We start from the raw sequence: 20,635 nt of genomic DNA, 5'->3' as shown, positions 1-20,635 counted from the left end.
GGAAGATGTTCAAAAAATTAGAATGTGTATCTATACATACGAAGGATATAGAAAGATCCGTTTCTTTTTATAAAGAAATGGGAATGGAGCAAAACTGGGTTATAGAAAGAGAATTAGAAGAAGGGGCTATTTGGACGTTAATCGGATTGAAGTTTTCAGATGAGAAAAGTTCGGAGTTAGTAATAAGCAATCATCCGGATATTAATTTTATAGAAGTCGAAGTATTGGTAGAAGATGTGCACCAAACGTATGAAAGTTTAAAAGATACTAAAGATGTTAAATGGATTCGTGAACCATTTCCAACAGAATCAGGACACGTTGCGGTAATGGAAGCACCTGATGAGAATGTGTTTGTGTTGGTAGGAAAATAGCTGAAATATGGAGTGACCTTTCATAGTGAGTTATGAAAGGTTATTTTTTATGAGTGGATTGTTAAATTTGTATTGCTTTATATGTAATACATTTGAAAATGGTAAAATAAAATAGCAATTAAATATTGCGGGTGGAAGGTTATGCCCTTTCTTCATTTGGTGAAGAAAGGAGGTGTAATCGTATGGAATTTCTTTTGCAAATTTTGTTGGAAATCACAAAAACTATAGCTAGAGAAGGTATAGTTATGGGATTTAAGAAATTAACGACAAAAAAGCGCAAAAAGAAGACCACCCGTCTGCCTGCGAAGCGTGGGAAGTCTTCTAAGCGCAAATAAGCTTTAGTTGCAACCTTCCACCTTGCGGTAATTAGTTGCAGTGACGGGGTGTTGGAAGCACCTCGTCTACTTCATTTTATGCAAAACTTAGTTAGTTTATACTTCTATTTATAGTATAACAGTTTAGAAATGTATTTGTTAATAGTTTTATTTTTACTTTGTATAGTAGAGGAAGTAGGTTAGCGTTGTCGGTTTTTGTCGGTAAGTCGATATATTTAGAAAATCGCTGATATATTTTGATTTGCGCCGATATATTCGCAAAATCGCCGATATAATTTCATATACCGATGAACTCTCCCAGAATAGAAAAAAGAAAAGACGCCACATAGCGCCTTTTCTACGAACGAAACGGAAACACAAGTATAATTGTCGTTCCTTTTCCAAGTTCGCTATCGATAGAAATCGTTCCGTTATGAGCATGAACGAGCTGCTTTGTAATAGCGAGGCCAAGTCCCGTTCCGATGTTGCTTTCTTCCGTATTTGTTCCTCTGTAATATCGCTCAAATAGAAGTTCTTTCGTTTTATCATCCATTCCTTTTCCATTATCTGAAATAGATAGTGTGAATGAAGTAGCGTTTTGCGAAAGTTTTACGATGACATTAGTCGTTTCATTATTATGTTTTACCGCGTTTACGAGTAAGTTTTCGATAATACGTTGGAACCATTTTTCTTCAATGAAATATTGAATTTTATTTGAGCTTGGTACGAATTCAATATTTTGATTTTGAAGTGTCGGATTATTAATGAATTGTAATAATACTTTTTGGACGAATTGATTCATTTCAATATTTACATGCTGTGCAGGAAGACTATTATTTTTTAATTGATACGTTAAGCTTAAGTCATCAATTAGTGTGGTCATATATTGAGATTTCTCTTTCATAACGCTGCCGAATTGCTGAATGTCACGATCAGTCCAGTTATACTGTTTTGATTCTAGTAATAATGCGTAGCCGTATATAGAACTTAGTGGTGTTTTTAAATCGTGCGTTAGACCAGTAATCCATTCTTCACGTGTTTGCTGCAGTACTTGCCTCATCGCATCATTTTTTTTGAGTGTAATAGAAAGGTGCTCTAGTGAATTTGTAACATCACTAAATAAGCGGAATGACCATTTTTCTTTACCAGATTTCCTGAACCTGACAGGTTTTCCTTTTTTACTAACAGGCTCTTCGTACTTTCCACCAGCTATGTTTTTAAGCCAGCGCATCGCATGTAATAACGGTTTTCCAAATTTATTACCGTACCAAATAGAAAGAATGACTAAATAAACAAATACGATAAGAAGGATTAATCCGCATCCAATTAGAAACTTTTTAGCAAATACATCGTCTATTTCATCATCTGGGTAGTAGTACTCATTTTTGGCAGTTACAACGAGAAGATGATTGCTATTTGTGTCATAAAAGCTAGACGTGTTTTCCTTATGATTCCACGGCTCTTTTTCGCTAAGAGCGGCTTGTATAACAGAAAATGTTTTTTTCTTTCCGTTTGGATAGGAGAATACTTCTTCGCCAACGCTATTAAAGATTTGAAGTGTTGCTTTTTCTTTAGAAAGTAACTGTTTTTCTTCTTCTGTTAATGTGAACGAATCTGTAGATACAGAAGGGTGCGTTTTCTGGATTGTTTTTAGTAATGCATTGCTTTTTAACATACCACCGTAAATAACAAGTACGTTTTTTTCTTCCAATTCAATTTCCCAATATGTAAATGTATAAGGGCTTTCTATGTGATTCTGTATATACGAGAATAAAGATGTTTTCGTATAAGATGTCGGTACGTCACTAGGTGTATTAAAGTGATAGAGAACTTTTCCGTTTTCCTCTACAACTTGAATCCAATCATTTTTCTCTTTAATTAAGTCTTTTACTTCAGCTTTTAACGAAATATCGCCATCTTCTGAAGAAATGTATCTTGCAATCATAAAATTTTCAGCATCTGGAATGTTCGGTTCGTATGAAGTACTCGTAACAAGAAAAATTAAATACGTGAATGCAGCTACTACAGCAATCAGTAATGTAACTAAAACAAATACGTGTTGCATGATAAACTGGATAATAAGTCGTTTATTAAAGTTCATATCGTCACCCTACTTTGTAATGAACTTATAGCCAAGCCCGCGAACGGTTTTTATATATTCTGGTTTACTTGGGTCTTGTTCGATTTTTTCACGTAGTTTTCGAATGTGGACCATAACGGTATTGTCATCGCCATTGTAGGCAGGTGCTCCCCAAACTTCCTCGTATATTTCTTCTTTTGAAAATACGTAGTTCGGATTCTCGCAAAAGAAGAGTAATAGCTGAAATAGCTGGGCGGAACATTCGACAACACGCCCATTTACTGTAAGCTCTGCGGAATATCGATCAATTTCAAATCTGCCAAATGAACTAGAGTGTGCTTTTTGTTCGTGTGGCATGACTTGCTTCATATGTCTTCGGAGTTGTGCTTTCATACGAGCTACTACTTCAAGTGGATTAAATGGCTTCGTAATATAATCATCTGCACCGTGTGAAAATCCAGATATTTTATCTAAATCAGATGTTTTAGCTGTGAGGAAGAAGATAGGGCAATCTGTTTTTTTGCGAATGATTGGACAAATATCAAAACCAGATTGTCCAGGAAGCATGACATCTAAAATAATTAAATCGTAATCGTTTTGCTGAGTGAGAGATAAAGCTATTTCAGCGGATGTTGCAGTTGTAATATGAGAAAAACCTTCTTTTTCAAGAATGGTAGTTAGTAATTGTAAAATTGCTGTTTCATCATCAACGAGCAAAATATTTGCTTCATACATAAAAAATCCCTCCTAATTTCCTCGAATATCATATCATCTTTCGGTAACTTATGGAATTTTTAAGGAAATTTTAAGGTTTTCTTTCTCAAAAAATTAAGAATCAAATGATATGATAAAAGTAACATAGGGGAGGAGATGAGTGTGAATCCGTTTCAAACGATGCGAGCTAGATATTTTTTAATTGTATTTGCACTATTAACTGTAGTTGCAAGAGCCAGTAATGAATTGATAGAAAATACATTTCATATGAAAAATTCTACTTTTATAAATATTCTTATATTCTATATCCTGCCGATTACGTGGATTTATTTTGAGTATAAAAAACACCGTGTTGCATTTTCATTATTTATTAATAGAAATGAAACATTTAACCTGGTGCAAGTTTTATACATTACGATCATGTTATGCGTGTTTAGTTATGGATATCTTATTTTGTACATGTATAGCTTTGCATGGATTACACCGACATTTATTATGAACGCATTACGCGAACGGATTATGGATAGCACTGGAGGATATGTTTATCAAGTTATTATGGTCGTATTTATCGCACCAATTATTGGGGAATTTGTTTTTCGCGGATTTTTACTGCAACGCTTCGCAGCAAAATGGGGAACGAGTATAGCAATCATTGTTGTAGCAATATTGTTTGCATTGTTACATGTTGATTTCCTAGGTGCAATTGTATTTAGCGTTGTACTATCAATCGTATATATTCGTACGAATAGTTTACTCATGCCAATCGCTATTCACATGTTAAACAATGCATTTGTAATCGGTGCTTCTTTTTTAATAAATAAAGAAGAGGTAATGAGTTTTGCAGATTTCTCAAATTATACGACGTTCTTTCCAGGACTTATTATTTTTATAACAGGATTAAACTTAGTACTCATCTTTTTATTTGTTAACCGCAAATATTGGAGTAAAGAAATGCCCGCTATATATGTAGAGCAGGAAAAAAGCTTTTCAGACGTAGTGGGGAGTAAATGAGATGAAGAAGATGATTGAAAAAATATTGAAAGACATTATAGATGCTACGTCTATTACAGATATGTGTGATAAAAGCGTTTGTCATTGACTGCAACCTGTAGTAGATACGATTGTGTTTCCAGAGTATTACTTATTTTCTAGTACGCATGTAAAAGAAAATATTATTTCTCTTCTCATTGTGTTAGGAGTTTTACTACTATTTGGTCTAATTGTAGAAGAAATGATGAAGCGCATCTTCAGAAAAAATGAAGAGAAGTATATGTGGATTCATAAAATATTCGAGAAAGTAATAGTGGCTTTCCTTTTGTTTTATAGTATGAAAACAATCATTTACTTTATAGCTTTGAAACATCATTCATTCTAAATTTGAAAGGGATGTATAAAATTATATGAATGAAACAATATCATCAAATAAGTTTTTTTATTTGATTGTGCTTAGTATAGTGCTAATAACGACAGTCAACGTTATTCTTCGCTGGGAGGAAGCTTATTTCTTTATGTATTTAGCACTTCATTTGCTAGGGATTTTATGTATTAGTGGCGGTGTAGTTGCTGAAAAAAAGAGTGAAGAAAGCGTTAATTATATGTGTGTGACCGGTCTTATTTTACTTTTAGCTGTACAAGGTATTATGAAATATAGTTCTTTTTCTTTACAAGATTTTAGTTTGTTAGTGGATGTACTTCCTTAAGGAGGAACGTTATGTTATCTAAGAAGCAAATAGGATATGTACTAGTTTTAATTGGATTTTTTACGCTTATTGTAACGACTTTATTTTTTCAAGACTATGAATATATACGCTATATAAAAGGCGCTGGTTTAATATGCTGGGTTGTAAGTACGTTTCTTATCCCAGAGTATGAACCGAAGAAAGCGTCTAAAGGTAGGTAAAACTCTTCTATTTGTAGAAGAGTTTTTTTATGTAAATAGAGGGTTCTCGAGCAATTCGCGTAATAAGCTTGTTCTAATTTAGCATGTACGAACTTACAATAATAATAGACAGGCAGCATAGAGGAGGGAATAGCGTGAGGAAGGTTATCGGGTGGTCACTTTTTTTGTACGTTGGATTTGCGTTATTTATATATTGGTATTTATTTGGGTGGAATCATGAACTGATTCCTGACATGTATAAAGGAACGAGTGCAGATCCAGAAACGTTTATGAATGCAAGAGAGCTTACGCTAAGCCAAGATTATTCGCGCGTGAAAAATTTACTATACTTTTTAGCGACGCCTCTTGAATGGATTATTTTATTATTTGTACTTGTGCTCGGTATTTCAAAAAAGTTTGAGAAATGGTCGAAGGAAACGACGAAAATAAGTGTCCTGCAAGTAGCGATTTATTTCTTTTATTTATCACTACTCACAACAGTTCTTGCCTTGCCGATGCAATGGATTAGCCGAAAAGTGTCCGTTGATTACGGTATTTCAACGCAAAGTACACAAAGCTGGATAAAAGATCATGTTATTGGTTTTTGGGAGAGCTATGCGACTATGTTAATTGTAGTTACGGTTCTTCTATGGCTTATCCGTAAATTTCCGAAGAGATGGTGGTTAGCAGGATGGGCACTCTCTGTTCCGTTTACAATCTTTTTAACATTCATACAGCCTGTCGTGATTGATCCACTGTATAACGACTTCTCGACGCTGAAAAATAAAGAATTAGAAACGAAAATTTTAGCGATGGCAGACAAAGCCGATATTCCAGCAAAACACGTATATGAAGTAAATATGTCGGAAAAAACGAATGCGTTAAATGCTTACGTAACAGGAATTGGGCCTAATGCCCGTATTGTAATGTGGGATACAACGCTTAAGCAATTAAAAGATAAAGAGATTTTATTTATAATGGCTCATGAAATGGGACATTATGTTATGAAACATATATATTGGGGCGTTGCGAGTTATGTGTTGCTATCGTTTATCGGGATGTACCTCATTAGTCGTATTATAAATATGTGTATTCGAAAATGGGGGGATACGCTGCAAATGTCAAAAGCAGCATGTTTCTCAATTTTACCGTTATTTTTCTTAATTTCTTCTGTACTCTCTTTTGCATCACAGCCAGCAACAAACTATGTTTCTCGTATAGAAGAACGAGCGGCAGATCAATACGCTCTAGATATGACGAAGGACGGAAAATCTGGTGTAAAAACGTTTCAATATTTATCAAAAACGAGTTTAAGCCAAGTAAATCCTCCTGCGTTAGTGAAGTTTTTCTTATACACACATCCACCAATTTTCGAAAGAATTCATACGTTTGAACAATATGAGAAACAAAGCAAAAAGAAGTAGATATTATGCTACTTCTTTTTTTATAGAGATATAAGTTTGATATTGGGAATATTTATCATTGCTTTTTATTGTGATTTTGTAAATAATAAGCTATAAAATTCTAAAAATCTATATATAAAGGAATAAAGGTGGAAAAATGTATTTTTTACAAAATTTAAAAGTGAAATATAAATTATTGTCACTTATTTCATTAGCAGTTTTAGGCATGGTAATTATGAGCTATGTAGCAATTCATTCTATTAATAAGATTAAGCACAATACAGAGGTTGTAGTAGATGACTATCAATATTCTACAATTTTATTAGAAGGAATGCTTCGTACACAAAATTCATTAGAATATAACTTATTAGAATTAATTACGGCATCACAAAATGAAGGGACAAATAAGGCGGAGATAATTGATAATATTGAAAAGGATCTAAAAAAATATGATTCTTTATTAAAAGAATATGATGATGGCTTTAATTTAAGTAAGCAAGAGGATGAACTGTTTGAGAAGATGAAGAAATCTTTGCCAAGTTATATGGGTACATATAAAAAATTGTTTGAAAAGGCGAAGGTAACAACTGAGTCACAAATGGTAAACGAATTTCAGAAGGAATTAAAACCGAAGGGAGTAGAGTTAGCTGGATATGCAGTGGATCTAGAATCGTATGTTTCAAACTTAGCTGATCAAGTATTTAAAGATTCTCAAAAAATGATAGATCGGTCAGTTATTACTTTTATCATTCTCGTAGTAGTTACTACAATCGTTATATGTATAGTAAGTTATATTATTAGCAAGCTTATAGTTGCTCCTTTACAAACGGTTATTCGTATGATGGAAAGAGCAAAAAATGGGGATTTAACTGTACATGGTGAGTATAATGCTAAAGATGAATTAGGTGTATTAGTAAGTGATTTTAATGAAATGATTACAGGGCTAAGAACAAATATGAAAGAAGTAGATAATAACATTCAGCTTTTATTCCAACATGCAGACGGAGTGGTATCTGCATCAGAAGTATCTAGCAGTGCGGCGAAGAAAATAACGATGGATATTGAAGAAGTTGCAAATGGTGCAGAGAGCCAAATGCAAGCAATGGAACAAACTGCAGGTGCGATGGAAGAGTTGACACAGGGAATGCAGAGTATAGTGGATACATCATCATCTGTAAATGAATTGTCTGCTCAATCAGCATTAGATGCAGAGAGTGGTAATAAGTTAATGAAACAAATGATCCAACAGATGAATATAATCCAAAATTCAGTACATAGCGGTGTTAAACAAGTAGAGACTATGAAAGAACAATCAGAAGAAATTGTTAAAATCATTGATGTTATGCAAGGTATTGCCTCTCAGATTAACTTATTAGCATTAAATGCCGCAATTGAGGCTGCCCGTGCTGGGGAGAGTGGTAGAGGATTTGCAATTGTAGCAGATGAAGTGCGGAAATTGGCGGAACAATCTAGTAATTCTGCAAAACAAATTGAGAAGCTTATTACTCAAGTTATGGGAACAACGAGCCATACCGTAGATATGATGGGGAAAGTAGATAATGAGGTACAAGCAGGCACACAAGTGGTAATGCATACAGAAAAAGTATTTGGAACAATTACAGAAAAAGTACAGCAAGTATCTGAGCAAATTCAAACGGTATCTATGTCTACAGATGAAATTGCAGCGAGTAGTGAGGAGATTTCGGCTTCTGCAGAAGACATGGCTCAAATTTCCCAAAGATCATCTAACCGAACTGATAGGGTAAAAGAGTCTATTCAACAGCAAGAAAAATCTGTTCAAGAGATCTCGATTTCAATTGAACATGTGCATAACGCAGCAGGAGAATTAAAACAAATAGTTGCTCAATTTACTCTTCAAAAGTAGTAGTATATTGCAGTTTTAATATGGAGAAATTCCTCTCAATAAATAAAAAAATCATCCCATGTAAAAAAGGATGATTTTTTTATGGGAATTTTGTACGGTTATTACTTATTATATTCTAATTTTTTACAATTTTCCGATTGTAATATATAATAATACGTAATGTTTTGGAGATTTTTCGTTTGTAAAAGATTGATTTTAGGAGGAGAGAAAGGGTGTTCAATAAAAAATCAATGCCGGCTATAAAAATGATCCTTTCGATGTCTATTTTCGGGTCAATTGGATTTTTTTCTGTTCAAACAGGTTTACCGTCTTTTGAATTAGTATTCGTTCGTTGCATTTGTGCGACAATATTTTTAGCATTATGTTGGCTCGTAACAGGACAGTATAAAAGTGAGCAATGGAATAAAAAAGAAGTCATGCAAATATTAGCATGCGGTGTATTTCTCGTTTTTAACTGGGTATTTTTATTTAAAGCATTTGAAGTTATGTCGATTACAATTGCAATTTCAGTTTACCATCTGGCACCCATTATCGTATTAATGATTGGTAGTATCGTATTTAAAGAGAGGCTTACAATGTTTGCTGTTTTGTCTATTGCCATTTGTTTTATCGGTACAGTTCTAGTAGCTGGTGTAGATGGAAATGTATCGCTTGAGAAACTGATGTCATCTGGTATGGTATGGGCACTCCTTGCGGCACTATTTTATGCTTTTACTACTTTACTAGGAAAAGGAATTCAACATACGAGCGCATATGCGATGACATTTTTACAAACATTTTTAGGTATATTTTTATTGCTACCATTCGTAGACTTTGGCAAGTTTCAAGGGTTAACAGAGATGAACTGGATGATGATTACAGCGACAGGTCTTATACATACTGGATTTGTATATTACTTATTTTTTGACAGTTTAAGAGATTTATCTACTAGAATGATTTCTGTGTTAGTATTTTTAGATCCAGCGGTTGCAATACTATTAGATACAGTCTTTACCGGGTTTAGACCGACTAGTATGCAAATAGTAGGAATTGTTCTTATATTTGTAGGAATGGCATTTACTTTTCGAAAAACGAAGGATGAAAAAATAGTAGTAGAAGAAAAATTCTATTCTTAATTGTAAATAATTATGTTGAAATGAATTTATAATTTTCAGATTTATTGTATAATATAATTTGCAGGGAAATAAAGGAAAAGGTAGATGAGAGAGATGAAAAAGCTAGTAAAGATAGCGACATCGTTAACACTAATGGGAGGAATATTTGTAGGTGCAAATGGTGTGTCTGCAAATACAGGTATTATCCAAAAATCTAGTCCTAATATTATGATAAAGTTCGATGATGTAACAACAGATCATTGGGCATATGATGAAATTACAAATTTAGTATATCATCGCATTATGTATGGCTATGGAAATGGTAAGTTTGGGACGGAAGATAATATAACACGTGAACAAGCGGCAGCAGTATTGTACCGCGCACTTCATGTAAAAAGAAGTGCGACTATTGGAAATCCATATGGAGATATTAGTGCGAAATCAACCATGTTCCCTTACGAAATTTTACGCTTAACACAGCTTAGTATTTTTAAAGGAGACGAAAATGGGAATTTCCGTCCGAAAGATACATTGACTCGTGCAGAATTAGCACAAATTTTAACGAAAGCATATGAGTTGAAAACAAAGAGTCCACATACATTTACAGATATACCAGAAAATCATTGGGCAAGGGATGCGATTAGCGCATTGCAGTCTAATAAAGTAGCGGTAGGAACAGGAGATGGCAAGTTCCAGCCTGAAATGCTCGTTACACGTGGGCAATTTGCAAAGTTTTTACAACGATCAATTGATAATTCTCCAGGGAAAATGGAATAGATAAAGAGAAAGCTCATAATTTGTGGAAGAGGTATCTTTCGCTCATTATGAGCTTTTGTTAATAGAGAGGTTACTATTGTCGTATGTTGTAGTTAAGTCGATATAATTGCATTTTTTGTCTAGAAAATGAACTCTTAAAACGTGAAGGATTTCTTTTGAAAAAAGTAGAATATTTATATTATAGAAACACCTTTACATGAATACAGGAAAGAAAATTAGTTTGCGTACAATTCGGTATAAAAATTGAAATTGAGAGCGAATTGGCTCTCCTTTAGTAGTGATTTTCACAATAATAGATTTTTTAAATGTAATATATTGCATAAATGGTGCAAAGGCAACATATGTAATATTGGAAAGGATTTCAGTCTATTATTTTCCGTTTTTTCAAATGGAGGTAAAGGGGAGAGGGCAATGAAGAAGAACATGTTACGTATAATGGCAACGGTAACTATTATGGGTGGTTTGTTTGTAAGTACGAATGTTCCCAACGTAAAAGCAGAAGAATATCCAGAAATGATTGTGTTTGATGATGTTCCAGTAAACTACTGGGCATATGACGATATAATGGATGTAGTATACAATAAAGTAATGTTAGGGTATGGAAATGGTAAGTTTGGTGTAGGTGATAATGTAACAAGAGAACAAGTAGCAGCAGTGCTGTATCGTACATTGAATTTGAAAAGGGAAGGTCCTTTAAAAAATCCATACAAAGATATTTCTGAGAGAGCAACAATGTTTTTAGATGAAATTTTAGTATTAACAGAGCATGGTATTTTTAAAGGTGATGAAAAAGGAAACTTTAGACCAACTGCACCAGTAACACGCGCAGAAATGGCACAAATTCTTACGAATGCATTTACATTTGAGGTGAAGAAGAACCATACATTTAAAGATGTACCAAATAATCATTGGGCAAAAAATGCGATTAGTGCACTACAGTCTAATCATGTCATAGTAGGAACAGGAAATGGGAAATTTGAACCGAATAAAGTTGTAACACGTGAGCAATATGCAACGTTTTTAAATAGAGCTGTTTTTTATTTTCCAGTAAAAGATGAAGATTATGAATGAAAGTTAAAGTATAAGGACGTTTAAGTTATATTAATATAATATATATTAAGAAAAAAGCGCGGGAATTCCACGCTTTTTTCTTATTTAAAATTATTTGTAATTATATCGATTTTCTATTCGTAATTTAGTTTTTCGATTTTAGTGGATAAGAAGAGTTTGAATAAAGTAACTTTTTATTGTTTAAATATACGGTTTAGTAACTTTATTGTTAATAACGTGTAAATAACAGTATGTGAAATATAGTTCATAAATTAGACAAAAATCACATGGAAATTATATTGTTACGCTTCCATTAATTCTTTATATTAGAAAAAAATATGTTTTTAGGGAGAGAATACTTTGAAGAAAAAGTTTTTAAAAGTAGCAACAGCTTTAACAATTATGGGTGGAGTGGCATTTAGTGCTGAAGGGACAACAGCAAAAGCTGAATTAGCTGCAAAGCCACAACAAGCAAGTCAGGCATTCTTTAAAGATGTACCAGCAGGACATTGGTCTTATGAAGCAATTCAAACTTTAGCAGAACAAGAAATTATGCTTGGTTATGGAAATGGTGTGTTCGGTTTTGGACATAACGTAACACGTGAACAAGTAGCCGCTTTAATTTATCGCACAATGGATTTCAGTGAAGTATTCGAGGAAGGCGATATTCTTGAAAATCCATATAAAGATATTAATGAAAGATCAACAATGTTCTTAGAAGAAATTTTAGTATTAACAGAATTAGGTATCTTTAATGGTGATGGAACTGGAAACTTTAGACCGAAAGATACATTAACACGTGCAGAAATGGCACAAGTGCTTACAGTAGCATATGAGTTAGAAGTAAAAGAAACAAAAGGATTTAAAGATGTACCAAAAGGACATTGGGCAGAAAATGCGATTAATGCAGTAGGTTCAAATGGTATTTCGGTAGGAGATGGAAAGGGTAACTTTGCTCCAAACATGAAAGTAACACGTGAACAATATGCGCAATTCTTATTTAAAACAATTTTTGAATAAATAATAGAACAAGAAGCTGGTGTTGTATAACATCGGCTTCTTTTTTATGTGTAATACCGGTGGAAGAATACAGTTTTACAAAAAAACAATTAAATTTTCAAAAAAAACTTCCTTTTCTGAAGATTTGTTATATAATATAAAACATAAAATCAAATCTGTTATAAAACAGTTTAAAAAGGGGATGCTAATATGTCGACGCAAACTTCACGGGTTACATTGCCCGGAGAAATGTTGCCAGCGTACAACGAAATATTGACACCTGAGGCGCTTAGTTTTTTGAAGGAACTACATGGAAATTTCAATGAGCGCCGCATAGAACTTTTACAAAAGCGTGCGGAGAAACAAAAGAGAATTGATGCAGGGGAGTTTCCGAAGTTTTTAGAAGAAACGAAGCACATACGTGAAGCTGATTGGACAATTGCTAAATTGCCAAAAGATTTAGAGGATCGCCGCGTAGAGATTACTGGCCCAGTAGATAGAAAGATGGTTATTAATGCTTTAAATTCAGGAGCAAATCTTTTTATGGCGGATTTTGAAGATTCGAATTCACCAACTTGGGAAAATGCGATTGAAGGTCAAATAAACTTACGAGATGCAGTAAAGGGAACGATTTCACATAAAAATGAAAACGGAAAAGAATATCGTTTAAATAGTAAAACAGCAGTATTAATTGTGCGTCCAAGAGGATGGCATTTAGAAGAAAAACATATGCAAGTTGACGGAAAGAATATGTCTGGTAGCTTAGTAGATTTTGGACTTTATTTTTTCCATAATGCGAAAGCTCTTTTAGCAAAAGGAAGCGGTCCATACTTTTACTTACCGAAAATGGAAAGCCATTTAGAAGCAAGGTTATGGAATGATGTTTTCGTATTTGCTCAAAAATATATCGGTATTCCAAACGGAACGATTAAAGCAACAGTATTATTGGAAACGATTCACGCTTCGTTTGAAATGGATGAAATTTTGTATGAACTTAAAGATCATTCTGCTGGATTAAATTGCGGAAGATGGGATTATATTTTTAGTTTTCTAAAGGGTTTCCGTAATCATAATGAATTTTTACTTCCAGATAGAGCGCAAGTCACGATGATGGCGCCGTTTATGCGTGCGTATTCTTTGAAAGTCATTCAAACGTGTCATCGTCGTAATGCACCAGCTATTGGAGGAATGGCAGCACAAATTCCAATTAAAAACAATCCAGAAGCAAATGAAGCAGCTTTTGAAAAAGTACGTGCGGATAAGGAGCGCGAAGCTTTAGACGGTCATGACGGGACTTGGGTTGCCCACCCGGGACTTGTACCAGTCGCGATGGAAGTATTTAATCACATTATGAAAACGCCGAATCAAATTTTTAGAAAACGTGAAGAAATACATGTTACAGAAAAGGATTTATTAGAAGTACCAGTGGGAACGATTACAGAAGAGGGTCTTCGTATGAATATTAGCGTAGGTATTCAATATATCGCATCTTGGTTAAGCGGACGGGGAGCAGCACCAATTTATAACTTAATGGAAGATGCAGCAACAGCGGAAATTTCTAGGGCACAAGTATGGCAATGGATTCGCCATGAAGGTGGAAAATTAAATGATGGCCGTAATATTACACTTGAATTAATGGAAGAGCTAAAAGAAGAAGAGTTAGCAAAAATAGAAAAAGAGATTGGTAAAGAAGACTTTAAGAAAGGGAGATTCCAAGAGGCGACAACGTTATTTACAAATCTCGTTCGGAATGATGAATTCGTACCATTTTTAACATTACCGGGTTATGAAATTTTATAAAAAGTGAAAAGGGGATGGAACAAATGAAAAACGAAAGAATCGAGAAATTACAAGAGAGCTGGGAGTTAGATACGCGCTGGAAAGGGATCACACGTCCATATTCGGCAGAAGATGTAATTCGCCTGCGCGGGTCAATTGATATTGAACATACGTTAGCGCGCCGCGGTGCTGAAAAGCTGTGGGCGTCGCTTCATACGGAAGATTACATTAATGCACTTGGTGCATTAACAGGAAACCAAGCGATGCAACAAGTAAAAGCTGGGTTAAAAGCAATTTATTTAAGTGGATGGCAAGTAGCAGCAGATGCAAACCTTTCTGGACATATGTATCCAGACCAAAGTTTATATCCAGCAAACAGCGTACCTGCTGTAGTAAAACGAATTAATCAAACGCTTCAACGTGCGGATCAAATTCAGCATATGGAAGGAAGCGGTGATACAGATTATTTCGTACCAATTGTAGCAGATGCAGAAGCTGGATTTGGCGGACAATTAAACGTATTTGAGCTGATGAAAGGTATGATTGAAGCAGGCGCATCTGGCGTACACTTTGAAGATCAATTATCTTCAGAGAAAAAATGCGGTCATTTGGGCGGAAAAGTATTACTACCAACGCAAACAGCGGTACGTAATTTAATTTCGGCACGCCTTGCTGCAGACGTAATGGGAGTGCCGACAATTATCGTTGCAAGAACAGATGCGGATGCAGCTGATTTAATTACGAGCGATATCGATCCTGTTGATAAAGCGTTTATTACAGGAGAAAGAACACCAGAAGGATTTTACCGTACGAAAGCAGGTCTTGATCAAGCGATTGCACGTGGTTTAGCATACGCTCCTTATGCAGACCTCGTTTGGTGTGAAACATCTGAACCAAATTTAGAAGATGCAAAACGATTTGCGGACGCAATTCATAAAGAGCATCCAGGGAAATTGCTTGCATACAATTGTTCACCTTCATTTAACTGGAAACAAAAACTAGATGAGAAAACAATTGCGAGCTTCCAAAAAGAAATCGCATCTTACGGTTATAAGTTCCAGTTTGTAACACTTGCTGGATTCCACTCATTAAACTACGGCATGTTCGAATTAGCACGCGGCTATAAAGAGCGCGGCATGGCAGCATACTCTGAACTACAACAAGCAGAATTCGCAGCAGAAAAACACGGCTACTCTGCAACTCGCCATCAACGAGAAGTAGGAACAGGTTACTTTGATGAAGTAGCACAGGTAATTACAGGTGGTACTTCATCAACGACAGCATTAAAAGGATCTACAGAAGAAGCACAATTTACGAAATAAAAGGAAGGGGCCCCTTTTTGAAGGGTGCCTCTTATTATTTTTCGCACGATTCGAGAGTAAATAAAAATATATCGACGATTCGACAAAGGATATCGACCTACCGACAAAAAACGACGATATGATCAAATCCACTCAGCTCCATGATCACGAATAAACTTCATATCTTTTTCATAATGCTCCAGATGTCCTTCATCAATCATTCTTTTGAAATTTACGTCGCCTTCGTTTGCTTTTCTTTTCATATATGTACATAACGCTTCTAATCGTAGTAACACCATTCCTAAGTAATCTTCGTCCATACTTTTACCGTAGGACTGGACAAATAATTTCACTCTTTCTTTTATAGAGTCAGCATGTTGTGCCGATTCATAATGAATTGCTTCGCCTGATTCTGTATAATACACTCTACTTAAAGGCACACAAGTATACAGTGTATAAGCTATATCCCAAATTCTTGGTCCAGGAGCAGCAACATCGAAATCAATAATGCCTACTGGTTTCTCTTCATTAAAAATAATGTTATATATAGCAAAATCGTTATGGCATAAAACTTCAATGTTATTTGGGGTATGATCCATCGGTTTCCAATCATCTAATAACGGAAAATCACTTACAGCATCATGATAAAGACGAAGCATCTTTGCTATTTCTTTTAACGCATCATTAGATCGCATATATTCTTTTAAAGGATAATTTCCGGCTTCTCCTTCAATAAAAGATAAAATCTCTCTATTTTTCTCATCTATACCTAAAAATTTTGGAGCATGATGAAACCCTTTCTTTTCTAAGTGTTGTAATAATGTATGGATTTTTGAACTGCCTGGCTTTAATTCTCTCCGAACAGTATTTTTAGAACGATATACGTTTGATACGTTTCCACCAGTTAGTTTTTCTTCGTTGGCGTAGTTTGACATTTCATCCCCTCCAGTAAGTGCTGTCAGATTACATTTTAACACTTAGAAAAAGGAATATAGTGGCATTCGAAAAATTTGTTTATTTTTATTCAAATAAGATATTGATAATTGCATACGTGATTTAATTTGTCAGTTATTTTCAAAAAAGATTGTACATTTTATTTTAATGTGCTATGATAATGTCAGTTGAATAGTTAAATTAAGCAATCCATATATTATCAAGTGCTGGAAACGAACGAGAAAAAGTATGTGAGAACTAGTTTATGTTTCGTATTTGATAATGTGTGGATTCTTTTTTTAGATAGGAAAACTAAAAATTTAAAAAAATGTATTTTCTTAGGAGGAAATAATTATGGCAGTAACAGGACAAGTAAAATGGTTTAACAACGAAAAAGGCTTCGGTTTCATCGAAGTTCCAGGCGAAAACGATGTATTCGTACATTTCTCTGCAATCGAAACTGACGGTTTCAAATCTCTAGAAGAAGGTCAAAAAGTTAGCTTCGAAATCGAAGATGGCAACCGTGGACCTCAAGCTAAAAACGTAATCAAACTATAATTTTATAGTTTATTATGGAAAAAAGGATGGCTGCTGCCATCCTTTTTTTGTTGTGGAGAAAGTCTTTCCATCTTAAAATTCGACGGGAGACCAACTGCTTGTTAACGCTCAATTATTGAGGGCTGAATAAAGTTTTACTTTCTAAACGAGAAAGTAAAACTTTATTTGTTCTTAATTTTTTCTTTGCAATTCATTTTTTATCCCGCTTTAACGGGCAGTAAGATCCCCCACCTCAAAATTCAGTGGAAGCAAAGAAGTTAGGTGGGGGATCAACTGTCCGTAAAAGTCCGATTGGTGAGGGCTGATAATCAGTGGGGATGAACAAAACCCCCACTGATTAAAGTTTCACTTTATTTGTTGTTCTGTCTATATCTGAAATGGGTAAATCTGCGCCATATAGGCTTTGAATATCATCTTTTTTGTTAGCATTGTTGTTAGAATTTTGTTCGTCTTGAGATGATGTTTCTAACATTTGTTCTTGCTCCTTACTAGGGGTATTCAGAGCATCTGATGGGACGCTATTAATCTGTTGGCTTAATAGACTTTTTTTCTCCATATTATACAGCTCCTTTTTGGAATTAGATAAAAAACGAATGTAATCATAAATAATCACTTACATATTTTGTGTTTTGAAGTGGAATTATATACAAAACTTATATTGCAGATTTAACGAGTTAAAAAGTTGCTAGTGATGTATAAAGGTGAAGTTCTTAATAAAAATGGGTAACACGTACAAGTACTTTTTAACGTAGTGGATCATTTTTAATCATGTTTTTTGTATGTAGTAATATTAAAAAGGGGATACAAGGATACCCGGAAGAAAATAGGAAGAAGAGCAAAAGGCTTTCCAAAATAGAAAGCCTTTTACTCTTCTTTTTCAACTTTTTTCTTCTCGCGTTTCTTACATTCAGAGCATTTCGATTTACGAAAAGGCTTTACAAAAAATAATAGAATGAAAAATAAAGCGAATATAATGCTAGCTGAGTTGTTCACGATCACAATGCTGCTATTTTTCATGTGAATCGTTGGTTGCATTTCTTTTTCTTTCATAGTGGACCTCCATATATTGGATTTTTATTTTAATTATAGCAAAGTTAATTGTCTTAATGATGCGAAATGAGGAAGTAGTTGTAAATATTTATAGGTAGTATAAATAGATTTTGTATAGGTTTATTATTATAAAAACAATATATTTTTATTTTATAATTTAAAAGGTATTTGACAAATAATAAAGTATTGTAAAAAAGCGGAATCTGTAAGCCATTTCCTTTTCATAGATGCTAAAATTATACATGCAGCTGCTAATATAAATAGAAAAAAGGAGATAGTGGAATATGGAAAGTAAAGTAGAACGCTACGTCGAAAACTATGTTGTAAATAAAAATACAATGGCCTTACTTCCTGTAATTCTCAGTGAAAAGAAAATTGTTACGCGAGTTGTTGAAGTGCAAGACTCTTTTTTCGTATTTCAAAAACCTCTAGATATTATAGAAAGAAGTTGTCGCAAGCATGGTTCTAGTTTCTTAGGCAGAAAAGAAGGAACGAAAGAGTTAACTCACATTACACATAAAGCACCAATTGCGATTAGTCCGACCGATCAACTTTATTTTTTCCCTACCTATTCGTATTCTAGAAAAGAGTGCGCGTGGTTATCTCATTTTTATATTGAAAGCAATAAAGAATTAAAAGATGGAAACCTTATTATCCGATTTATAAATGGCTTTGCGGTGAAGTTAGAGATATCGAAAACTAGCTTTGAAAATCAACAAAATCGTACTGCGAAATTGCGAACGGAGTATGAAGATCGTAGGAAAAAACAAGGGAATCCTTGTTTTAAAGAGGTTGATAAAAATGAAGAATCTAGATTAAAACCAGCATATGAGAGTGTGTATTTTGTGAAAGAAGAAGAGGTGTGAAAGGATGGGGAACCCCCATCCTTTTTATTTCTTAGTAAGTGGATATATTGGAGAAATCGCAAATGCAAAAAAAATCCATTTCCTAAATAACCAAGTTCACGACACGTCCTGTCGAATATTGATAGATTATCATAGCATAATAATGAAGGAATTCTCATGAAAGATATGGAAACTTAATAATTACATCTCCATATGTCGTATCTACCATTTCCTCTTTCATATAGGCAATGATACAGTAGAGGTAGTACTTAGAGTAAAGGGGTAAAGTGTAGAATGGATTTTCAGACAATCAAAGAGTATTTTTCACCAGAAAATATGGATCATATTGTTGAAAGCTATAAAGCGTTCGGACCACTTCTTGGTATTGGGTTACCGATGATAGAGGCGCTAATTCCAGCATTGCCACTTATCGTATTTGTACTGGCGAATGCTGTTGCATTTGGATTTTGGCTCGGTTTTCTTTATTCTTGGCTTGGATCAGTAATGGGTGCCTTACTTGTTTTTTTCATAATCCGCCATTTTGGCCGAAGTCGTTTCTTTTCTTTTGTGAATAAGCATGAGAAAGTACGAAAGGCAATGGGATGGATTGAAAGGAAAGGGTTCGCGCCGATTTTCGTCATCTTTTGTTTTCCGTTTACACCGTCTGCGCTTATAAATGTTGTCGCTGGTCTATCACGCATTAGTGTAAAACAGTTTGGCCTTGCGCTCGCGTTCGGAAAGCTTGTGATGATTTTTATTTTAACGTATATCGGTCATGATTTAATGTCATTTATTCATAATCCGGTGAAATCAGTCATTGTAGCGATTGGTATTTTTATTTTATGGTATGTCGGTAAGAAAATTGAAGTAAAGTTAGAACTGCATTAAGAATAGTCTTCTTTGTAAAGGAAAGCTTCATTATTAAAGGATAAGGGGAGAAGCGGATGAAGAAAACTTTGAAAAAAGAAGGCATAGAGTGGATACGAACAATTTTAATTGGTGTATTATTAGCTGTATTTTTTCGAACGTTTTTCTTTTCAACGTATGTTGTAGAGGGGAAGTCAATGATGCCGACATTGCAAGATGGCAATATGCTCGTTGTAAATAAGGTGAGTTATCAAGTGGGGGACTTGAATAGGTTTGATGTTGTTGTGTTTCATGCGAATAAAAAAGAGGACTACGTAAAACGAATTATCGGTTTACCTGGGGATCATATTGAATATAAGCATGATAAACTATATATAAACGGACAATTCGTGGATGAACCTTATCTAGAGAAATATAAGAAAGAGATAAATGGACGACAACTAACAGGTGACTTTACGCTAGAAGAGTTAACGAAGGAAAAAACGGTGCCACCTGGATATATTTTTGTAGTAGGTGATAACCGCCTCGGGAGCTGGGATAGTAGACATTTTGGTTTTGTAAAAGCTGATACAGTTGTCGGTAAAGTTGATTTACGATATTGGCCAATTCAAGAGGTGCAAACGAATTTTTCAAAAGGTTGATATAATAGGTAGAAGTATAGAAAAAGACAAACTACTCCGTTTGTCTTTTTTCGTGTCCTATAATACAATTATAGTAGCAAACTAACGTTCGTTAT

The 20,635-nt window shown here is 34.4% G+C and carries 22 protein-coding genes and 1 pseudogene; 18 read left to right on the top strand and 5 right to left on the bottom strand.

Annotation, left to right across the window (positions count from 1 at the left end):
• Positions 1 to 5 precede the first annotated feature (5 nt).
• On the top strand, positions 6 to 371 hold the full coding sequence (locus QCI73_RS21555) for a VOC family protein (RefSeq protein ID WP_353823698.1): 366 nt from the start codon (positions 6 to 8) through the stop codon (positions 369 to 371).
• Between the two features lie 182 nt (positions 372 to 553).
• Positions 554 to 706 carry a hypothetical protein gene (locus QCI73_RS21550; protein WP_000394952.1) on the top strand — a complete coding sequence of 51 codons (153 nt, stop codon included), beginning with the start codon at positions 554 to 556 and terminating at the stop codon, positions 704 to 706.
• A gap of 337 nt (positions 707 to 1,043) precedes the next feature.
• Here the strand turns inward: QCI73_RS21550 and QCI73_RS21545 are convergent, their stop codons facing one another.
• Together QCI73_RS21545 and QCI73_RS21540 are read right to left on the bottom strand one after the other, a co-directional pair.
• Positions 1,044 to 2,786 carry a sensor histidine kinase gene (locus QCI73_RS21545; protein ID WP_353823697.1) on the bottom strand — a complete coding sequence of 581 codons (1,743 nt, stop codon included), beginning with the start codon at positions 2,784 to 2,786 and terminating at the stop codon, positions 1,044 to 1,046.
• 9 nt (positions 2,787 to 2,795) lie between these two features.
• Positions 2,796 to 3,500 (bottom strand): response regulator transcription factor, encoded by a 705-nt coding sequence (locus QCI73_RS21540; protein WP_353823696.1) that lies wholly within the window; start codon positions 3,498 to 3,500, stop codon positions 2,796 to 2,798.
• Between the two features lie 141 nt (positions 3,501 to 3,641).
• On the opposite strand from QCI73_RS21540, the gene QCI73_RS21535 reads away from it, so the two are divergent.
• From QCI73_RS21535 to aceA, 12 genes and pseudogenes are all read left to right on the top strand, one after another.
• Positions 3,642 to 4,490, top strand: a complete 849-nt coding sequence (locus QCI73_RS21535; protein ID WP_353823695.1) for a CPBP family intramembrane glutamic endopeptidase — start codon at positions 3,642 to 3,644, stop codon at positions 4,488 to 4,490.
• Between the two features lies 1 nt (position 4,491).
• Positions 4,492 to 4,854: pseudogene (locus tag QCI73_RS21530) on the top strand (hypothetical protein).
• A gap of 25 nt (positions 4,855 to 4,879) precedes the next feature.
• Positions 4,880 to 5,179 carry a hypothetical protein gene (locus QCI73_RS21525; RefSeq protein ID WP_048554019.1) on the top strand — a complete coding sequence of 100 codons (300 nt, stop codon included), beginning with the start codon at positions 4,880 to 4,882 and terminating at the stop codon, positions 5,177 to 5,179.
• Positions 5,180 to 5,190: 11 nt separating this feature from the next.
• Entirely contained in the window at positions 5,191 to 5,379 is a 189-nt protein-coding gene (locus tag QCI73_RS21520; RefSeq protein ID WP_000949420.1) for a hypothetical protein, read from the top strand.
• Positions 5,380 to 5,513: 134 nt separating this feature from the next.
• On the top strand, positions 5,514 to 6,782 hold the full coding sequence (locus QCI73_RS21515) for a M48 family metallopeptidase (RefSeq protein WP_144660115.1): 1,269 nt from the start codon (positions 5,514 to 5,516) through the stop codon (positions 6,780 to 6,782).
• Positions 6,783 to 6,918: 136 nt separating this feature from the next.
• Entirely contained in the window at positions 6,919 to 8,646 is a 1,728-nt protein-coding gene (locus QCI73_RS21510; protein WP_353823694.1) for a methyl-accepting chemotaxis protein, read from the top strand.
• 212 nt (positions 8,647 to 8,858) lie between these two features.
• A complete protein-coding gene (locus tag QCI73_RS21505; protein WP_097852194.1) occupies positions 8,859 to 9,761 on the top strand; it encodes a DMT family transporter in 903 nt (300 codons plus the stop codon).
• A gap of 84 nt (positions 9,762 to 9,845) precedes the next feature.
• Entirely contained in the window at positions 9,846 to 10,517 is a 672-nt protein-coding gene (locus QCI73_RS21500) for an S-layer homology domain-containing protein (RefSeq protein ID WP_046941220.1), read from the top strand.
• Positions 10,518 to 10,928: 411 nt separating this feature from the next.
• The gene (locus QCI73_RS21495; protein ID WP_000739939.1) at positions 10,929 to 11,588 is read left to right on the top strand and encodes an S-layer homology domain-containing protein; all 660 of its coding nucleotides are present in this window, start codon (positions 10,929 to 10,931) and stop codon (positions 11,586 to 11,588) included.
• 339 nt (positions 11,589 to 11,927) lie between these two features.
• Positions 11,928 to 12,587, top strand: a complete 660-nt coding sequence (locus tag QCI73_RS21490; RefSeq protein WP_000726288.1) for an S-layer homology domain-containing protein — start codon at positions 11,928 to 11,930, stop codon at positions 12,585 to 12,587.
• A 189-nt stretch (positions 12,588 to 12,776) separates the two neighbouring features.
• Positions 12,777 to 14,366, top strand: a complete 1,590-nt coding sequence (gene aceB, locus QCI73_RS21485; protein WP_353823693.1) for a malate synthase A — start codon at positions 12,777 to 12,779, stop codon at positions 14,364 to 14,366.
• A gap of 23 nt (positions 14,367 to 14,389) precedes the next feature.
• Entirely contained in the window at positions 14,390 to 15,667 is a 1,278-nt protein-coding gene (aceA, locus tag QCI73_RS21480) for an isocitrate lyase (protein ID WP_000787354.1), read from the top strand.
• A gap of 122 nt (positions 15,668 to 15,789) precedes the next feature.
• Here the strand turns inward: aceA and QCI73_RS21475 are convergent, their stop codons facing one another.
• On the bottom strand, positions 15,790 to 16,581 hold the full coding sequence (locus QCI73_RS21475) for a phosphotransferase (protein ID WP_242262748.1): 792 nt from the start codon (positions 16,579 to 16,581) through the stop codon (positions 15,790 to 15,792).
• Between the two features lie 352 nt (positions 16,582 to 16,933).
• Between QCI73_RS21475 and cspA the strand changes: the two genes are divergently transcribed.
• On the top strand, positions 16,934 to 17,137 hold the full coding sequence (gene cspA / locus QCI73_RS21470) for an RNA chaperone/antiterminator CspA (protein ID WP_000301518.1): 204 nt from the start codon (positions 16,934 to 16,936) through the stop codon (positions 17,135 to 17,137).
• A gap of 337 nt (positions 17,138 to 17,474) precedes the next feature.
• Here cspA and QCI73_RS21465 read toward each other — a convergent pair whose 3' ends face one another.
• Complete coding sequence (locus tag QCI73_RS21465; protein ID WP_353823692.1) at positions 17,475 to 17,693, bottom strand: hypothetical protein; 219 nt, start codon at positions 17,691 to 17,693, stop codon at positions 17,475 to 17,477.
• A gap of 308 nt (positions 17,694 to 18,001) precedes the next feature.
• Positions 18,002 to 18,187, bottom strand: a complete 186-nt coding sequence (locus QCI73_RS21460; protein ID WP_262726312.1) for a hypothetical protein — start codon at positions 18,185 to 18,187, stop codon at positions 18,002 to 18,004.
• A 284-nt stretch (positions 18,188 to 18,471) separates the two neighbouring features.
• Here QCI73_RS21460 and QCI73_RS21455 point away from each other — a divergent pair, with 284 nt between their 5' ends.
• The 3 genes from QCI73_RS21455 (at position 18,472) to lepB (ending at position 20,540) form a co-directional block, all read left to right on the top strand.
• Positions 18,472 to 19,053 (top strand): competence protein ComK, encoded by a 582-nt coding sequence (locus QCI73_RS21455; RefSeq protein WP_070805468.1) that lies wholly within the window; start codon positions 18,472 to 18,474, stop codon positions 19,051 to 19,053.
• Positions 19,054 to 19,326: 273 nt separating this feature from the next.
• Positions 19,327 to 19,920: a TVP38/TMEM64 family protein gene (locus QCI73_RS21450; RefSeq protein WP_000347516.1), complete on the top strand. Its 594-nt coding sequence runs from the start codon at positions 19,327 to 19,329 to the stop codon at positions 19,918 to 19,920.
• Between the two features lie 56 nt (positions 19,921 to 19,976).
• Positions 19,977 to 20,540: a signal peptidase I gene (gene lepB, locus QCI73_RS21445; RefSeq protein WP_000751900.1), complete on the top strand. Its 564-nt coding sequence runs from the start codon at positions 19,977 to 19,979 to the stop codon at positions 20,538 to 20,540.
• Positions 20,541 to 20,635: the final 95 nt, after the last annotated feature.

This window comes from Bacillus cereus group sp. MG16 (assembly GCF_040459875.1).
Taxonomy (GTDB): Bacteria; Bacillota; Bacilli; order Bacillales; family Bacillaceae_G; genus Bacillus_A; species Bacillus_A paranthracis.
Note: the sequence above shows the minus strand (reverse complement) of the source record. Positions and strands in the feature narration are given on the sequence as shown.